This is a genomic window from Paenibacillus salivarius, assembly GCF_051307165.1.
Taxonomy (GTDB): domain Bacteria; phylum Bacillota; class Bacilli; order Paenibacillales; family Paenibacillaceae; genus Fontibacillus.
In genome coordinates this window covers 739340-757110 of record NZ_CP195592.1, presented here as the reverse complement: position 1 = coordinate 757110, position 17771 = coordinate 739340, and the positions used below count along the sequence as shown (strand labels likewise).

Genomic DNA, 17771 nt, shown 5'->3' with positions numbered 1-17771 from the left:
CGGTTTAGCGCGGCTTTTTTGTAGGGGCGCCGGCCGTTTCCGCGGCGCGCTCCATGACCCGGCCCGCGACAAGGGCCAATCCTTTGGCCGCTCCGGACACGCCGGGCAGCATCGCTGTCAAAGGGGCCGGAGCGGGCCCGTGGCCGGGCTTTACGTTGTGGCGGAGAGCTTTAAGCAGGTCTTCCGCCACATCGTGGTATTCCGGGCCGGGCTGGTGCAACCGGCCCTGCCCGGCCATATCGGCCAGCCATTCCGCAAGGGCCGGCCCGCCGTTCGCCCCGGCGGAGCCCGGGGCGTGCTCAGGCCCTCCCGCCGCCCGGCGGAGGGCCTCTTCGGGGTCGGGCAGCGGCTTCACCGCTGCCCACCGGTCCAGGGCGGCCGCCGCCAGCGTCTCGGGCGTCCAGCCGAGCAGCGCGAGGCGCAGGCCCGCGTCCGCGGCCCAGGCGGCGTCGCCCCGGGCCATGGCGTCCGCGCCATGGCCGCATTCGCGTGCACCGCAGGTGCACGCGGGATCCGTGGCGGCCTGCCGCCGCCACGGCGGCTGCTCGGGCAGGAGGGCGAGGATCGCCCCTGCCCCTTCCTCGAGCAGCCCGGCCAGCAGCAGCGGCCGGGCCGCGAGCCGCTCCGGCAGCGCTTCGCGCTCCGGAGCGCCGGGCGCGTACGCCGGAAGCACGACGGTGCATTCCGGCGCCGAATCCCGAGGCGCGACGCTTCCCGCGTCACGCCCTTTCCCGGCGGCATCGCCGGGTTCGCCGCCGCTGGTCCGGCGGCGGCGTTTGGACTCTTCCGCCGCCTTTGCCGGAACCGTCACCCGCAATCCGCCGGGCACCGCTTCAATAACGGCTTCCCGCGGAACCAAAGGCCGCTTTCCGCTCATTCCGCTCCCTCCTCCATGATGCTTCCAGCCTGCAGGGCGATCAGACCGCGCAATTGTTCGTCCGACATTTCCGTAATCCATTGCTCGCCGGATCCGACGACCTGCTCGGAAAGCGATCGCTTCCGTTCGATCAGTTCGTCGATTCTTTCCTCCAGCGTCCCTTGGCATATAAGCTTGTGCACTTCCACATTTTTTTGCTGCCCGATCCGGAATACCCGGTCCGTCGCCTGATTTTCTACCGCCGGGTTCCACCAGCGGTCATAATGGATCACATGGTTGGCCCGCGTGAGATTAAGACCCACCCCGCCGGCCTTCAGCGACAGCACGAAAATCGGAGAACCCTTGCCCTCCTGGAATTCCCGCACCATGTCGTCCCGCTCCTGCTTCACGACGCCTCCATGCAGGAACGAGGGCGTTCTTCCGTAACGCCGGCCAAGCTCCCTGCACAGCAACTCGCCCATTTGCACATACTGGGTGAAAATGAGCGCCGCCTCCCCGTTGTCGATAATCAGATCCAGCAGCTCGGTAAGCCGTTCCAGTTTGCCCGAACGTCCCGCTTCGGCCAAAGCCGCCGGAGAACGTCCCGATCCAAGTGCAGGATGATCGCAGATTTGCTTCAACCGGGTCAATGAGGACAGTACGAGTCCTTTGCGGGCGATCCCGCCGCTGTCTCCGATCCGCGACATCAGCTCCGAAGTGACGGCTTCGTACATGCGGGCCTGTTCCACCGACAGCGTGCAGTAGGATTTCAGTTCGATTTTCTCCGGCAAGTCCTTGCGGATGTCGGGATCGCTTTTTAAACGCCTGAGCAAAAAAGGAGCCACCAGCCGCCGCAGCCGTTCCAGCTCGGCAGTCTCATTCGCCCCGGTTCCGCCATACCGGGACCGGAACGATGCGTTCGTTCCCAAATAACCCGGATTCAGAAACTGGAAGATCGACCACAGCTCGCCAAGCCGGTTTTCGACGGGCGTCCCGGTCATGGCGATCCTGTGGGGCGCGCTAAGCTTCATTACGCTCTGCGCCTGCTTCGTTCCAAAGTTTTTAATGTACTGCGCCTCATCCAGAACGATGGTCCTCCAATCCAGCTGCATCAGCTCTTTGCCGTCTCGCCCCGCCAACTGGTATGTCGTCAGGACGATATCGCTGGCCCGGGATTTCGCGATAAACCGTTCACCCCGAAGCCGGTCGCTACCGTGATGCACATACAGGCTCAGCTGCGGAGCAAAGCGGCCCAGCTCCCGTTGCCAGTTGCCTAGCAGCGAGGTGGGACATACGATCAGGCACGTTCCCGGCGATGTCTCCAGTCCGTCGAGCAGCTCCGTAATTACCTGTACGGTTTTACCAAGCCCCATATCGTCCGCCAGCAGCGAACCGAAACCAAGCCGGCGCATCGCGGCAAGCCATTGGAAGCCCCTTTCCTGGTATGGCCGGAGCTCCCCGTTTAGCGATCGGGGAACCGGTCGGGTGGCGAGATTGCGCAGCCCTTCGCCTGACAGCAAAGCCGCCAGCATGCCCTCCGCTTCCACGCGTTCCACCGGAAGTCCGTCCATCAGCAGATCCTGATCCTCGCCGGACGCCAAATACATCAAATCGCGAAAAGTCATCGTCCCGGTTTCCTGACGCTTCATGAACTTCAGCACTTGGCGGAGTTCCTTCACGTCAATTTCGATCCACTCGCCCCGAAACAGCACGAGCGGAGATTTGGACGAGGCAAGCTGCGACAGCTCCTCCAGGGTCAATTCCTGCCCGTTCAGCACCGCTTCCGCTTCAAACGCCACCAGTTGCTTGACGCCTAACCCCGCTTCGGGGGCCTTTTCGGGTGCGTTTCCTTTCCAGCCCGAAGCCTTAATCTTCAGCCCGGCTCTGCGCCGTCCTTCCCGCGTCCAGCGGGAAGGCATTTGAACGCTCACCCCGTGCTTTCTCAGTTGGGCGACCGACCGGCTTAGGAGGGCATACAGCTGTTCGGGGCGAAGCAGCACCTCCTCCGGCCTTTCCGTCTCCATCGCATCCGCCACTTCCGCCGAAAGTTCAGCCGCTTTGGATAAGCGCAGCAGCAGATTCCGGCTCACGTTAGCATACTTCCGGCCGCGCACTTCCATATCCGGATTCGGATAGCTCCAAATCAGCCCTGCCGGCAAAAGCAAGGCAGGATCTTCCGCCCCTTCGGCCCAAAAGGACAACCTCCACAAAGGCCCCGGCTTCTCTGCATCCCCCACGGCCTCCGGCACGGGTTCGATGCGAAGGCATAGGCGCAGCATCCCTGCCGCTATCCCCTCGGACTGTTCATCCTCCGAACGCGGCCGATCAAACCCTGCCGCCTTGATCTCTCCAGCCAGCTGTCCGATTTCCTCAGTGCTTCCCTGAACCTCGGGCGGCGTTCCGGCCGTAAGCAGGCTGTTCCACCACAGCTCCGAAAGCGGGGACATGCCCCGGCGGTAATCGGCCCGAGCCGGATTCAGCTTCCGGCCAAGATCGGCGACGGCCTTGCGAACCTCGTGATCCATCAGCTCCGTCAAAAATGAATGCAGTACCGCCATCTGGCGGTCGGCAATCGAACCGTCCTCCTTGTCATAGGCCGGCTGCAGCGCGGCAAGCGCCAGCGGGGGCATCGACGCGGCAAGCTTGCGGAAGCGTTCCTCATCCGCCGCCTCATCAAGCAGCGGCCCCCAGACCGCCGCGATCGAGCTTCTCGAGCTGCGCCTGCGCCCGTGTCCTTCCGTGCCCGGCTTCATACCGGGCACGATTTTGCCCCGCTTCAGCAAGTCCAGCGCGAAGCGGGCAGCGGTGCTCCAGTAACCCATTTCGGCTCCGGGTTTAATGCCTTGGGCCGTAAAAAATGCCTCATCCCAGCCCAACAGCAGCTGCCATGTTTCCCGTACCGGCAATGCCAGGCCTTCCAGCGTCCTGCCGATCAGGCCCTTCCGCTCTCCGGCTCCCGCATGCTGCCTGCGGGCCGGAGAAACCGGATATCTGATTTCGGCCAGCCGCAATGCCGCATGCTGAAAAGGGCGGATACCGGCCGCCGGCTCGAGCGGCCTTATCGCCGCCGTCCACGCATCCACTTTTACTTCCGATATTTCACCGGAGAAGCAAAACATCACATCTCCGAGCCATATTCCATAGAGGCGTTGATTCATGGTGGTCTCCCGTCATTTGAAGGTTCACTTTCACCGGCCTTTAAAACCGCATTACTTCTATCTTATACGAAACCGGGGCTCGATAAAACCGCGGCCCGAGAACAAACAAGCTGCCCCTTAAGGGCAGCTTGCTCATATATCGTTTCCTATTTCGAAGCGATGACTTCAATTTCCACCAGCGCGTCTTTCGGCAGGCGGGCTACCTGTACCGCGCTGCGCGCCGGATACGGTTCGCTGAAGAAGCTTCCGTAGATTTCGTTGACTTTGGCAAAGTCGTTCATGTCGTTCAGGAACACCGTCGTCTTGACGACCTTGTCCAGCCCGGTCCCCGCCGCTTCCAAAATGGCGATGACGTTGCGGAGCGCCTGCTCGGTTTGCGCTTCGACGCCCGAGGCCAGGTCCCCCGTCCCGGGAATCAGCCCCAGTTGCCCGGAAGCAAATACGAGGTCCCCGATTTGCACGGCCTGGGAATATGGCCCGATGGCTCCCGGAGCGGCGGTTGTTGAAATGACTTGTTTGTTCATTCGTTATCCCTCTTTTTCGAAATAAGATGATTGAGGAATTGGATGATGGGCTCGTACGTAAAATGTTGCCCGCATCTTATTCTCTTATTTCATCTTATATTTTTTTTATTATTGTAGCGGGGAATGGTACCCTAAGCAACCGTCTAGGCATTTGATTTCGCCTTATTTCCCTTGGGGAGGGGCAAGTACAGGGAAAACGTGCTACCGTGCCCTTCTTTGCTCCGCAGCCGGATGAACCCACCCAGCAGCCGGGCCAGATCCTTGCTGATCGGCAGGCCAAGCCCGGTTCCTCCGTATTTGCGGCTGATCGAACCGTCCGCTTGGCGGAAAGCTTCAAAGATGGTCTCATATTTATCCTCGGGTATACCGATCCCGGTGTCCGTAACGGCGAAAACGATCCATTCGCCCTCCGGCTGCCCGTCCGGCGCCTTTGCTCTGCGAATATCCAGCGTGACCCGTCCCTCATGGGTAAACTTGAACGCATTGGAAAGCAGATTCCGCAGGATTTGCCCGATCCGCTGGCTATCGGAAACGATCGTGCACGGCAGTCCCTCTTCCACCTGGATTTCAAACGGAATCCCTTTCTGTTCGGCCGTATACTCAAAATGCATTTCCATCATTTGCGCCAGCTCCGCGACCACGACCTCCTCCTCAACGACTTCGAGTTTGCCGGCCTCCACCTTGGATAAATCCAAAATATCGTTGATCAGCTGCAGCAGGTCTTGTCCGGACTTGTAAATGATCGTTCCGTAATCGGGCGTATCGTCTCCGTCCTCCGGCTGTTCCGCCGGATCGCGTTCGGAAATGAGCTGGGCCAAATTGATGATGCTGTTGAGCGGCGTTCTTAATTCATGGGACATATTGGCCAAAAATTCGGATTTGTACCGGGAGGCCTGAGCAAGCTGGTTCGCTCTTTCCTCCAGCGCCAGCTTGGCCCCCCGGAGCTCCTCGGTCTGCCTTTGCAATAACTCGTTCGCATACTTAAGTTCAACCGTATGCTTCCGTTCCATCTGAAAATCCCATAATATAAGGGCGAACGCGCCGCTCAGAACGACCGATAGCGGGAAAGTGACCGGCGTAATTTCAAGCAAATATTGCTTCGCGGGAATCACTCCGAATATGGCTATGTTGACCGTATTGACGGCGTTTACCGCCAAAATCGTAATCGTTCCCTTAATGGACAGCCTGTAGTCGCTTCGCCTCATCCAAACGTTCAAGCCGGCGCAGAGGACGCCCAGAATTAAAAAGTTGATTAGCCCGGCTATGGCCGCGTCGTTAATTCCGAAAGTCAACCGCGCCAATCCGATGCCCAGGCCGATAACAACCAATGTGAAGGGCTGTGTGTATACGGCTGAAGCAATGATCAAAGGAACAATGCGAAGGTCGAAAATAACGTGATCTTTCAACTTGAAGCCGAATTTCATGCAGATCCAGCCCGCAAATATAATCAATACTACGGACAACACATAATTGATCCTGGGTGACAGTTTTGCGAGTGCGTACTTATATATGACATTTGCCAGGTAGGCAACCGTAACCAGCATTCCTAGGTTGAGTAAAAACATCTTGCCTAAGCCCATATGCTCACTCCCAAAAGTCATTCATCGTTGTCATTCAATACTCATATTAACATAAGCCTGGCCGTTGGGAATGAGACTATCGTATGCCAAAAAGGCGCAAATCGCATGGATTCGCGCCTTTAAACGTTCTATCCTATCGGGCTGTCGCTCCTCGGGCGTATTAATATTTCCGCGCCCAGTCCTCATACTCGCGCTCGGCGGCATCCTTTGTATGTCCGTAACGCTCCTGGAGCTTGCCTACCAGCTTGTCCTTCTCCCCGTCGATAACATCCAAGTCATCGTCCGTCAGTTTGCCCCATTGCGTTTTCAGTTCGCCTTTCACTTGATTCCACTTTCCTTTGAACACGTTATGATCCATTCGAAATCATCTCCTTGTCCATAATGAAGTGCTATGTATTTCTAAATACCCTTCAGCCCCCGGTTTGAACCGGAATGCCTGTTCCTCCCACTGCATGCCGGTTCTTCCTGAAAAACGCAACAACGCCTCTGTACCGGATGGCTGCCGGACAGAGGCCATTTATTTTAACGGATCTCGGCTTTGAACGATTCCCGTTTTTGCTGTTTTTTTCGGTAATTATCCACGAACAGCTTCGCGAAATGAGGATCCCACTGCGTCCCGCGGCCTTCCTCCAAAATACGGATCGCCGTTTTTTTGTCCAGCCCTTGGCGGTAAGGCCTGTCGGAAGTCATGGCGTCAAACGCATCGGCCACCGCGATGATCCGGCCGAACAACGGAATGCCTTCGCCTTGCAAGCCGTCTGGATAACCTCCGCCGTCATACCGTTCGTGGTGTGATCTTACCCCCGCCAGGAAGGGAGCCATCGCATCGGCGGGCTCGATCTGTTTCAAAATGGTTTCGCCAAGCACCGGATGCTCTTTAATCTGCTTCCATTCCTCGTCGGTCAAACGGCCTTCTTTTAAAAGGACCGCGTCTCTGATCCCGATTTTTCCGATATCGTGCAGCAGCGCCGACTTCCTCAAATCGTCGATATCTTCTTCCGGAAGCCCGGCAAGCCGGCCGATTTCGACCGCATATTCGGCTACCCTCAGGGAATGGCCCGCCGTATAGGGATCACGGGCATCAAGCGCCACGGCCAAGGTTGCGAAATAGCTTTCCAGCAGCTGGCTGTTTCTCCCGGCCTGAATGTTAATTCCGCGCAGCATGTGATTGAATCCCGATACCAGCCGCGAAAATTCATCGGAGAACAAGTCGCTGGCTTCGGCCCCCCACTGGCCGTTCTTCACCTCGGTCATTTTTTCATATAAATGCTGAATCGGCAGGACCATCTCCCGGGTAAGCAATCTGGAGCCGACGACGGCAAAGCCTAAACCAAAAACAAGTATGTATACCGCCCACTGCCAGTAGGAGGTTTCGAATATGTTCAATCCGCCCGTGACGAGCTGAATCGATAAACTGAACAACAGCAGCGGAAACGCCCCGATCAGGAAAAAGCTCCATCTCAGCTTTCTCCGGATGGAGATGAGCACTCTCCCGTTAAGCGTCAATTCCTTGCCGAACGAGCGTCGCGCACGAGCGCCGAGTTCGGCCAGAACCGGGCGGACAGCGCCCGAAGTCAAATAAAATTCAATCAGCGCGTGCGCCCCGGCAACGAGAACCGCACCGATCGAAACGAGCAGGACGTAATAATAGGGCACGGATAATTTACCGGTATATATAAGCCAAAGCGTTAGAGATACTGCGGGAACCAACAGGCCGAACAAATGAGGGCCCAGGATTCTTTTGACCGCAAGCGCAGGCAACCGGTGCGTTCTTATGTATACGTTTTGGAGAGCGGAAAAACTGTCGGTATCGCCCGTAAAACATTTGCGGATCGGCCGGAGCTGCATATAGAACACGGCATATTCCAGCGCAAACATCGTGCAGATGGACAAGCTTGCGATAAGTATTAACCATAGATGCTGATCACGGGGAAGTTCAAGCGGCGTAAAAACCATCAGTCCGCAGGCCGCAATGACCGTAAGCACGAATCCTGCCGCGTAATTAAGCTTCAAGCGAGTTATAAACGTTTTGTAGACCGTCAAAGACCAGCCATCCCTTCTTTAGGACCACTCCTATCATTTTTATCGGCAGGGACATTAAAAATTTTCATAGAGGAGTAGAGTTGCAATTTATCACATACCAAGTGATTTTTTTCACATTAACCCGTATACATATATGCTAAAATTCCCTCGAACACAGATTTTGGGACTCCCTAACGGCACTACTTTCCCATTATATATTAATTTTTTGGAGGTCATCAAACATGAGAAAAGCATCTATTCTGCTGTGCACCGCCCTGTTGATCGGTATCCTTGCCGGCTGCGGCTCGAATGACAAGGCTAACAATGCGGCACCTGCCAACAACGCGGGCACCGAAGCAACGACGAACAACGGCGCTGCAAACAATGCCGGCACCAACGCCGAACAAGGCAAATATCAAGACGGCGTTTACTTTGCCCAAGGCGAAGCCGACGCGAAAACCGGCTGGCAGTCCTACGTCACCCTGACCGTTTCCGGCGGCAAAATCACGGAAGCCAAATGGAACGCCCTCAACGCCAACGTAGGCGTCGACAAAGTCACCTACTCCAAAGAAGGCAAATACGGCATGAAAGCCGGCGGCGCATCTTCCGAATGGCATGAGCAAGCCGAGAAAGTGGAACAGTACCTGATCGAAAAGCAGGATCCTAAGGATATCGCTTTGAATGAAGAAGGCAAAACCGACGCGATTACGGGCGTTTCCGTCCATGTAAGTGAATTTTTTAACTTGGCCGATCAGGCTTTGACTGCGGGACCGGTTGAAGCCGGAACCTATAAAGACGGCACTTATCATGCCGAAGCGGACAAATTCGATGAGCATTCCGGCTGGAAGGAAACCGCGGATGTCGTCATCGCGGCCGGAAAAATCGTGAAAGTCAACTTCAGCGGCGTTAACGAAGCCGGCGAAGACAAGAAGCAAAACTCGATCGACGGCAAGTACGGCATGAAGGAAAAAGGCGGCGCTCAAGCCGAATGGCACGAGCAAGCAGCCAAAGCTGAAGCCTATCTGGTGGAAAAACAGGATCCGGCTTCCGTATCTTTCAATGAAGAAGGCAAAACCGACGCCATCTCCGGCGTGTCGATCAGCTTGAATTCTTATTTCGATTTGGTGACAAAAGCGCTTGAGCAAGCGAAGTAATTCAAGTTTGCACCATGAATACCACCCTAAACAAAGAAGGTGAATCTCTTGAAAAAAATAGTCGTTTTGGGCGGCGGTTACGGCGGTGTCGTTACTTCCAAGCATCTGGCCAAACTGTTCAAAAAGGATAAGGACGTAGAAATCAAGCTGATTGACCGGAATCCGTACCATACGCTTTTGACGGAACTGCATGAGGTTGCCGCCAATCGCGCTCCGGAAGACTCGGTCAAGATTGAACTGAAGCAGATTTTTGAAGGTCAAAAAGTGGATGTCGTCCTGGATTCGATCGATCATATCGATTTTGCTGCCAATGAACTGCGTTCCGAGAAAAACACGTACAAATACGATTACCTGGTCATCGGTACGGGCTGCAAGCCGACCTTCTTCGGAATCCCGGGGGCGGAAGAGCACTCCTTGACCCTGTGGTCCTACGAGGACGCCGTACGTCTGAAGGAACAAATCCGCAACAAGTTCGGGCTGGCCGCGAAGGAATCCAATCCGGCCAAACGCCGGAAAATGCTGAGCTTCGTTGTTGTCGGAGCCGGCTTCACCGGTGTCGAGCTTGTCGGCGAGATGGCGGAGTTCCGCGACGAGCTGTGCAAGGAGTTCTACATCGATCCAAGCGAAGTCCGGCTCGTCGTGGCGGATATGGCCCCGAAAATTTTGCCGATCCTGCCTGATAAGCTGATCGAAAAGGCGGCCAAACGCCTGCGTAAAATGAACGTCGAAATTATTACCAGCGCCAAAATTACCGGAGTTACCAAAACCGGGGTCATCCTTGGCGACAAGGAGCTAGAAGCGGATACCGTCGTTTGGACGGCGGGCGTGGAAGGTTCCGAACTGGTCGGCAAGCTGGATGTCAAACAAGAAGGCCGCAAGCGGATCGTCACGAATGACAAACTGCAAAGCGTGGATCATGAAAATGTGTATATCGTAGGCGATAACATCTTCTTCATTCCCGAAGGCGAAACTCGTCCGGTGCCGCAAATGGTTGAGAACGCCGAGCAAGCCGGCCCGCTTATCGCCCACAATATTTACGCCGATGTTCACAACAAGCCTAAGAAATCCTATAAACCGGGCTTCCACGGCACGATGGTATGTATCGGCAGCCGGTACGGGGTAGCGAATGTCGGTTTGCCGAACAAAATGTTCATGCTCAGCGGCTTCCTGGCGATGTTCAGCAAGCACATGATCAATATGTACTACCTGTTTACCGTTGCGGGCTTCGCAAAAGTTTGGACTTATATGATGCATGAATTTTTCCATGTGCACAACCGAAGAAGCTTCGTCGGCGGACATTTCGCCAAACGTTCCCCGAACTTCTGGCTTCTGCCGCTCCGGATTTTCGTCGGCTGGAAATGGCTTGAGGAAGGACTCGACAAGCTGCCTAAAGTGTGGAAAGATCCTTCGAACATCTTCCTGATTCCGGCATCTCCGAACGCGGGCGACGCGATTTCCGCGGCCAGCGAGGCTGCCAGCAAAGTAACGGAAACGGTGGATGCCCAAACAGCCGCATCCGCGGTAGAAAGTGCATCTACGGCCGTTACCGCGTTGCCGGTTCCGGAATTTATCAAGAGCATCGTGAATTGGTTCATGGAATTGTTCTTCTATACTTCGGACGGCGGTTACACCGCGTTGGCCAGCGTGTTCCAATTTTTCATGGTCTTCATGGAAATCGCCCTCGGCGTCATGATCATCGCCGGTTTGTTCACGGCCGTCGCTTCTGCGGCTACGGTTGCTCTCGGGGTGATGATCTGGTCGTCCAGCATGGCTTCGACGGAAATGCTCTGGTACATGACCGCGGGCGTTGCCCTGATCGGCGGCTCGGGCAGCACGTTCGGCCTCGACTACTATGTTCTGCCTTGGCTGAAAAAACAGTGGAAGAAGATTCCTCTTGTACGAAGATGGTACTTATATACGGAATGATCTTTTAACTTGTAGCATGCGGAGTAATGTGCGTATACCGCACATTACTCTAATTTTTACACGATTACCTAAGATTTTAACTAATTTTGGTGTTTCACCGAGGAGCGTGCCCTTATGAATACTGAGTTCATCCAAAACGCTTGTCATTTGTTGCAGAGCAAAATATCTCCCGAAACCGGGATACAAGCCGGCATCCGTGACGAGGACGTGCGTCCCCTTGTTTTGCTGCTGAAGCAATATGACATGCCGGCAGAACGCGGGCAGCGTCTCTTGTCCATTTACGTCGCAATCAAGCTCGCCCTTTCGTACCACGGTGGCTGTAACGAATCCGTTTCCGGCGAAATGCTCACCCGCAAGGTGCTGAACGGCGACTATCTATACAGTTTATATATCCAACTTTGCCTGGAATGGCGCGAAATCGACCTGTTGTCCCAACTTGCCCCGGTCATCAAGCAAATTCAAATCCGGCGCGCGGACGGGAAAGCGGAGGATGATCGCCTGCTGGAATGTTGGGAAGCCTTCCTTCGGCTTGAAGCAGGCGCAGCCCGGCAAAGCCGGGCGGGTTAACGCTATGATTTCCCGTGTTTTCAAGGAGCCAAGGATGGGTTGTTATGCAACCGGAAAAGGAGGAGGCGTCTATGAACATCAAATTGGACGAAGCGCTCGGAATCCCGCTAAAATCGGTCGACCGGGAAATTGAAAATATCGTCAAGGCCGACAGGGATGTTCCCCGTTCCTCGGCCCTCGGTCAAAGCATTGTTGAGCTGGTTCGCTCCGGAGGCAAACGGGTCCGCCCGCTCATGGTCATCGTCGGCAGCCGTTTCGGGCCTGCGCCCGATGAACGCAAAGTTTGGAGATTGGCGGCAGCCGCAGAGTTCATTCATGCCGCCTCCCTGATTCATGACGACATCATCGACGATTCTCCGGTCCGCCGCGGGCAACCCGCCCTTCATATCAAGCTCGGCATCAACGGGGCCCTTCACGTCGGCAATTATATGTCCGCAAGGGTCGTAGAATTGATCTCCGCCTATTCGTCGGACAGGGAGCGATATGTGTACGATCTCTCCTCTCTGGCGACGACACAGCTCTGTTTGGGAGAGTATCAACAGTTGTCCCATCTGTTCGATTACGAGGTCACGGTGCAGGAATACCTGGAGAAATCCAGAAACAAAACCGCCCAGTTAATCGCGACTTGCTTGCGGATCGGCGCACAGTCCGCCGGCGCGGACGACGATGTGGCCGACCTGCTCTACGCCTTTGGCGAAAAGCTGGGGATGGCCTTCCAGATCCGCGACGACATTCTCGACTTCACCCAGTCGGCGGAAAAACTCGGCAAGCCGGCCGGGAGCGATTTACGCAAAGGCCAGGTTACCCTGCCGGTACTCTTCGCCCTGCAGGACGATAGGCTATCTGCCGCCATTCGCGGCATCTCGGCGGATACGCCGGCCGCCCAGGTCGACGCCGTGATCGCGGCCATTCAACAGTCCGATGCCTTGCGGAAAAGCGAACTCCTGAGCGTGCAATATTTGGAGGAGGCGGAGGACATGATCAGCCGGCTGAGCCGGTTCCCGGCCCATCGGGATTTGCGGGTGCTCCTGCATTATTTCGGGGGGCGGGAAAGCTGAAACGATAAAAAGCACGGTCATCCGGTCACAGTGCCCGGACGGCCGTGCTTCTATTTTTCACAATCAAGTCCTGTATGAAATTTCGTGCATAAATCGGTTATTTGGGTGATATTAAGCCATTCTGTATGAAATTTCGTACACAAATTAGTTTTTTGGGCGAAATGGAGCAGTTCTGTATGAAATATCATACACAAATCTAGCTTTGGACCGCATAACGAACGATTCTGGTTGAATTTTCGCATACATTTAGCGTTTTGGCGGACTTTTGCAGAGTATAGGGTCGTTATTTCATACTTATTGATCCAGCGAGGCGTGGCGTGGTCCCGCAAGGAAGTCCTTTCCTCTTACCAGCCAGCCCTCCCCCCATCCGCAGCAGTTAAAAAGGCGCCCTCAGGCGCCTTTGTTTTTTTATGATAGAGATCAGTTCAGAAAAAAGTCCCCGACGGTGAAAAACAGAATGATCATACTGATGACCTGATTTAAGTTGTAGGAAGCTACCTTCATCATTTTACGGTTCGAAGGCTTAATGATTTTATGCTCCGTCATCAGCAGGAGGATGGCTAAGGCAACTCCGGCCATATACAGCCATCCCAGCTGCCGGATCGGGATCAGCGCGATCAACAGAAGCACCATGATGCAATGAAGGCCCGCGGCGATCCTCAAGCTGTTTTTCAGCCCGAAAATGCTTGGAATCGACCATAGCCCGTGATTCCGGTCGAATTCAATATCCTGGGTGCCGTAAATGATATCGAATCCCGCGATCCACAGCATCACGATCGTGCCCAGGATGAAAGGCGTAAACGCAAACTCCCCGGTGACGGCAAACCAGGCCCCGATCGGGGCCGACGCGATCGTAAATCCGAGATACAGATGGCTGAGATAAGTAAAGCGCTTCGTATAAGAGTAGGATGAGATCAGAAAAATGGCTACCGGCGACAAGACCAGGCATAGCGTATTCAGCATGGCCGAAGCGAAGATGAATGCGGCATAGTTGACGGCCACAAACCGGAGTACTTCTTTTTCACCCAGCAGTTTTCTCGGCAGGTGGCGGTGCGCGGTCCGCGGATTCATTTCGTCGAAGATCCGGTCGGTCACGCGGTTGAACGCGTTGGCCCCGTTGCGGGCGCCGATCAAGGCGATCAGCCCCCACAGCATGACTCTCCAGGACGGGAATCCTTCCGCGGCCCAAATCATCGAAATGACCGCAAACGGCAATGAAAACAACGTGTGCGAGAACATGACCAGTTCGCTATACAGCCTGATCTTGGTCCCGACTTTACGTACATATTCCATACGTTACCTCCTACTTGGCCGTGCCTACGGCAGCGAGCGACCGGTCCAGCGCCGCCAGCATGTCGGAGATGTCGTCCTCCGTGATGACGAGGGGCGGCTGGAAGGCCAGCACGTTGCGGCCGACTCCGTTTTTGCCGATGATGAATCCCCGGTCCTTCATCTCCTCCAGGACGTCGTCTGCCAGGACGGCTCCGCGCCCGCGATCGTCCGCGCACAGCTCGGCGCCGATCATCAGGCCTGCGCCGCGCACATCGGAGACGATGCCCGGATACCGGGCGGCCAGGTCGCGCAGGCCGGCGAGCAGCAGGCCGCCAAGGCGCTCGGCGCGTTCGGGCAGGCGGTGGGCCTCGATGTAATCGAGCACCGCCAGCGCGGTGACGGACGACACCGGATTGCCGCCGAACGTCGAAGCCGAAGGCTTCGTGAAGCTGGCGGCAACGGCGTCCGTCGAGGCGAACGCGGCCACCGGGATGCCGCTGCCGAGCGCCTTCGCCATCGTCACGATGTCGGGTGTGACGCCCCACCGGTCCATGGCGAACATGCGGCCCGTACGGCCGAAGCCGGTCTGAATCTCATCGGCGATGAGCAGTACGCCGTACTGCTCAAGCAGCGCCTTCACTTCAGGGAAATACCAGTCGGGCGGCACGATGATGCCTCCGTTGCCCTGAATCGGCTCCACGATCATGGCGGCGATCTCGCCGCCCTTCGCTTCCAGCGCCGCCTTCAGGGCCTCGATGGAGCGGCGTGCCGCCTCATCTTGGTTCATCCCGCGCTCAAAGGGCCGCGGAATGAACGTCACGTCCGCCGCGCCCGGTTCCGCGAGCTGCGGGTCGGAGCGCCACATCGTCAGGCCCGTGACGCTCATCGTCAAATACGTCCGGCCATGCAGGCCCTGCTCCAGCGCAAGGAACCCCTTGCGCCCGGTATGAAGCCGGGCGAGCAGCAGTGCGCCTTCGTTGGCCTCCGAGCCGCTGTTCACAAAGAACGTCCGTCTGAGCTCGCCAGGCAGTATGCCTGCCATCCGCTCCGCCAGATCGACGTTCGGCTGGGTCAGGTAGATCGTGCAGGTATGCTGCAGCGTTTTCAGCTGCTCCGCCGTCCGTTCCGCGATCTCCGGATTGCAATGCCCGCCGGCCACCACGGAAACCCCGGCAAAAAAATCCGTATAGCACGTGCCGTCATGCCCGTACAAATACTGCATTTCGCCTTTAACCAGCTGCGGCGGATTGCGGTAAAAATGGCTGGTGCAAGGGTAAAAATACGCCCTCCGCTTTGCCATCACGCCCTCCGGTCCGATAAAGTGTTGCATCCTTAACCGCCCCTTTCTAGTCTCAAGGAATAACCGGAATTACTCCCGTTAATTTTGCGCTTTTATCGCGAATTGCCGACTTAACGGGAATTTCTCCGGCTAATTTTGCATGAATCGAGATCAAAAGCGAAAATAGCCACAAATATAGGTATATTTTCCCTTTAAATTGCATCATCGCTTCATTTATTGAAAAATAGCGGGAGGTTTTCCCGATATTTAATTTTGGATTTCTCCCGGTTCGGCAAAACGAATGGAGAGACCGTTCGCTCCTCCAAGCTTACACCCTGACGGGCTCTTCGGCCCCAACCGCCGCCTCGGTGCCGCTACCTGTTCCCGCCGGCCCGCCGTCGAACTGCAGCGCCCCGAGCGTATATCCGGCGTATACCGGCTCGAGGCCCCCGAAAAGCTCGATTGCCTTTTCCGGCTCGGCAAGCGCGGCCTTGTATGCCCCGATAATCGTCCGCAGTTGCTCCGGCCGGTACGTAGCCCCTTCGATCCGGAATACGGACACCCCGGCTTCCTTTAATTCTTTTACCAGCGGCAAAAGGCAGAGCTCCTTGGCCAGCGTCAAATGATTCCGTCCATGCACGTCCCGGTAAACCGGGTTTTCCCCCTGGTCCGTCATCAGCACGAGCACCTGGTTGTCGACGAACTTGTTGTCCTCCAGCCCAATCGGCTCAAACACTTCCGCATTCTCATACAGGTCGTGTTCCATATACATGATCGCAGGAGAGCCGTGCACGATCGCTTCCATCGGTGCGGGGGCATCCTCCATCAACGCGGAAAAATCGCGGAGCGGCAGCTCCATCGAAGCCGTCAGGCGTTTCACGCCAAGCTCATGATAGAACTTCGCGGACAGCCGATTGTACACGTTCAGGTTGAAGTCCCCTACAAGCGGATAGCCTTTGGCGGCAAATTTGCGAACCGCGCCCAGATTGGTCACCATCACGCCGTCGATCGGCAGACGTTCTCCCGATAACAGGGCATCGTAAATATCGAAGTGCAGCTCCGTCATCATGCGGGGCATGCATACATAGAGCTTCGCCGGGCCCTTGAGCGCGGCCAGCTCCAAAATGTCCGCTTTGGTGAACGGACGGTCCGGTTCAAAGACGTCGCCCGACAGATAAATATGATCGGCCCCCGCCTCCAACGCGGCATTCGCCTGTGCCATATTGTTGACATGCACCGAAATTTCGGAAGTCGACGGCCGTTTGGACAAAGCATTCCGCCCCGTGTCCAAGCCGCCGCTCCAAAATGCCCGAATTTCGTCCAGCCGCTTCACCCCGAGCTCCCGCTCCGCCGTCGGCGTACTGAACACTTTTCCCGTGCTGTAAAATTTCCCGGTCCCTTCATAACGCTTGTTGATGTTCGAAAGCCCCGGACGCCCGAACGCATATCCGGTGGAAAAGTCCCGTTTACGGTTTTCATACAGCAGTTGGGTATCCCGGCTGCGCTCGAATCCGGCGGGATCTTGAATATAGCGGTCGATGGCATCCCCGTAGGCGTTCGCCAGCATGACCACAAACGCTTTGTCCCGCATCCGGCCTTCGATTTTGAAAGACGTAATGCCCCCATGGATCAATTCCGGGATATGCTCGTACATGAACATGTCTTTTACGGCCAGCGGATATTCCGAAGGATAGATGTTGCCGTCTTTTTTGACGCGGTAATCCCAACGGCACGGCTTGAGGCATTTGCCCCGGTTACTGCTCATTCCGAATACGAGCGAGCTGAAATAGCAGTTCGCCCCGTGTACCGAGCACATATCCCCATGTACGAAATACTCCAGCTCCATGCCGGTCGCCGCCTGCAAATAACGGGTCGTGTGCAGATCCATTTCGCGGGACGTCACGACTCTAGTGACGCCGAGCTCCTGAAGCGCCTTGACCATCTCCACGTTATGCACGTTCATCATGACCGAGGAATGCACCGGAAGCGAAAGCTCCATTTCCCGAATCAAGGCGAGGACGGCAAAATCCTGAACGATAATCGCATCCGGCCCCACCTTTTCGAGAAACTTCAAATATTCGGAAGCCTCTCCGATTTCGCCCTCGTTCAGCAAATTGTTTACCGTCACGTAGGCTTTCTTGCCCAGCGAATGAGCGATCTCCACCGCCCGCGTCATTTCCTCCCGCGAAAAATTGTATCCCTTGCGCATCAGCCGCATATTCAGGCTCGGCCCGCCGAAATAGACGGCATCGCAATTCGCCCGAATCACCTCTTCGAAAATTTCAAACGTGCCCGCAGGTGCCAACAGTTCAACTTCTCTTCCGTTAAAATAACGTGCCACCTTTGTTTCCCTCCTCCGTTGTTCCGCTAGATTT

13 protein-coding genes are annotated in these 17771 nt (G+C 56.1%); 4 read left to right on the top strand and 9 right to left on the bottom strand.

Features of this window, described 5'->3' with window-relative positions; genetic code table 11:
• Positions 1-4 precede the first annotated feature (4 nt).
• From ACSFXJ_RS03375 to ACSFXJ_RS03350, 6 genes are all read right to left on the bottom strand, one after another.
• A complete protein-coding gene (locus tag ACSFXJ_RS03375) occupies positions 5-877 on the bottom strand; it encodes a hypothetical protein (protein WP_435923815.1) in 873 nt (290 codons plus the stop codon).
• Positions 874-4014: a DEAD/DEAH box helicase gene (locus ACSFXJ_RS03370; protein WP_435923814.1), complete on the bottom strand. Its 3141-nt coding sequence runs from the start codon at positions 4012-4014 to the stop codon at positions 874-876. Before ACSFXJ_RS03370 ends, ACSFXJ_RS03375 begins: the two co-directional genes overlap by 4 nt.
• A gap of 146 nt (positions 4015-4160) precedes the next feature.
• On the bottom strand, positions 4161-4538 hold the full coding sequence (locus tag ACSFXJ_RS03365; RefSeq protein ID WP_435923813.1) for a RidA family protein: 378 nt from the start codon (positions 4536-4538) through the stop codon (positions 4161-4163).
• 143 nt (positions 4539-4681) lie between these two features.
• Positions 4682-6118, bottom strand: coding sequence for a sensor histidine kinase (locus ACSFXJ_RS03360; protein ID WP_435923812.1), 1437 nt, complete (start codon positions 6116-6118; stop codon positions 4682-4684).
• A 160-nt stretch (positions 6119-6278) separates the two neighbouring features.
• A complete protein-coding gene (locus ACSFXJ_RS03355) occupies positions 6279-6476 on the bottom strand; it encodes a CsbD family protein (RefSeq protein WP_435923811.1) in 198 nt (65 codons plus the stop codon).
• A 164-nt stretch (positions 6477-6640) separates the two neighbouring features.
• Positions 6641-8161 carry an HD-GYP domain-containing protein gene (locus tag ACSFXJ_RS03350; protein ID WP_435923810.1) on the bottom strand — a complete coding sequence of 507 codons (1521 nt, stop codon included), beginning with the start codon at positions 8159-8161 and terminating at the stop codon, positions 6641-6643.
• A 221-nt stretch (positions 8162-8382) separates the two neighbouring features.
• On the opposite strand from ACSFXJ_RS03350, the gene ACSFXJ_RS03345 reads away from it, so the two are divergent.
• From ACSFXJ_RS03345 to ACSFXJ_RS03330, 4 genes are all read left to right on the top strand, one after another.
• Positions 8383-9294, top strand: coding sequence for an FMN-binding protein (locus ACSFXJ_RS03345; RefSeq protein ID WP_435923809.1), 912 nt, complete (start codon positions 8383-8385; stop codon positions 9292-9294).
• A gap of 48 nt (positions 9295-9342) precedes the next feature.
• Entirely contained in the window at positions 9343-11220 is a 1878-nt protein-coding gene (locus ACSFXJ_RS03340) for an NAD(P)/FAD-dependent oxidoreductase (RefSeq protein WP_435923808.1), read from the top strand.
• Positions 11221-11334: 114 nt separating this feature from the next.
• Positions 11335-11787: a hypothetical protein gene (locus tag ACSFXJ_RS03335; protein ID WP_435923807.1), complete on the top strand. Its 453-nt coding sequence runs from the start codon at positions 11335-11337 to the stop codon at positions 11785-11787.
• A 71-nt stretch (positions 11788-11858) separates the two neighbouring features.
• Complete coding sequence (locus tag ACSFXJ_RS03330; protein ID WP_435923806.1) at positions 11859-12845, top strand: polyprenyl synthetase family protein; 987 nt, start codon at positions 11859-11861, stop codon at positions 12843-12845.
• Between the two features lie 420 nt (positions 12846-13265).
• Here ACSFXJ_RS03330 and ACSFXJ_RS03325 read toward each other — a convergent pair whose 3' ends face one another.
• The 3 genes from ACSFXJ_RS03325 to ACSFXJ_RS03315 form a co-directional block, all read right to left on the bottom strand.
• Positions 13266-14138, bottom strand: a complete 873-nt coding sequence (locus ACSFXJ_RS03325) for a UbiA-like polyprenyltransferase (RefSeq protein WP_435923805.1) — start codon at positions 14136-14138, stop codon at positions 13266-13268.
• Positions 14139-14148: 10 nt separating this feature from the next.
• Entirely contained in the window at positions 14149-15447 is a 1299-nt protein-coding gene (locus ACSFXJ_RS03320) for an aspartate aminotransferase family protein (RefSeq protein WP_435923804.1), read from the bottom strand.
• 277 nt (positions 15448-15724) lie between these two features.
• Complete coding sequence (locus ACSFXJ_RS03315) at positions 15725-17737, bottom strand: peptidase U32 family protein (RefSeq protein WP_435923803.1); 2013 nt, start codon at positions 17735-17737, stop codon at positions 15725-15727.
• Positions 17738-17771: the final 34 nt, after the last annotated feature.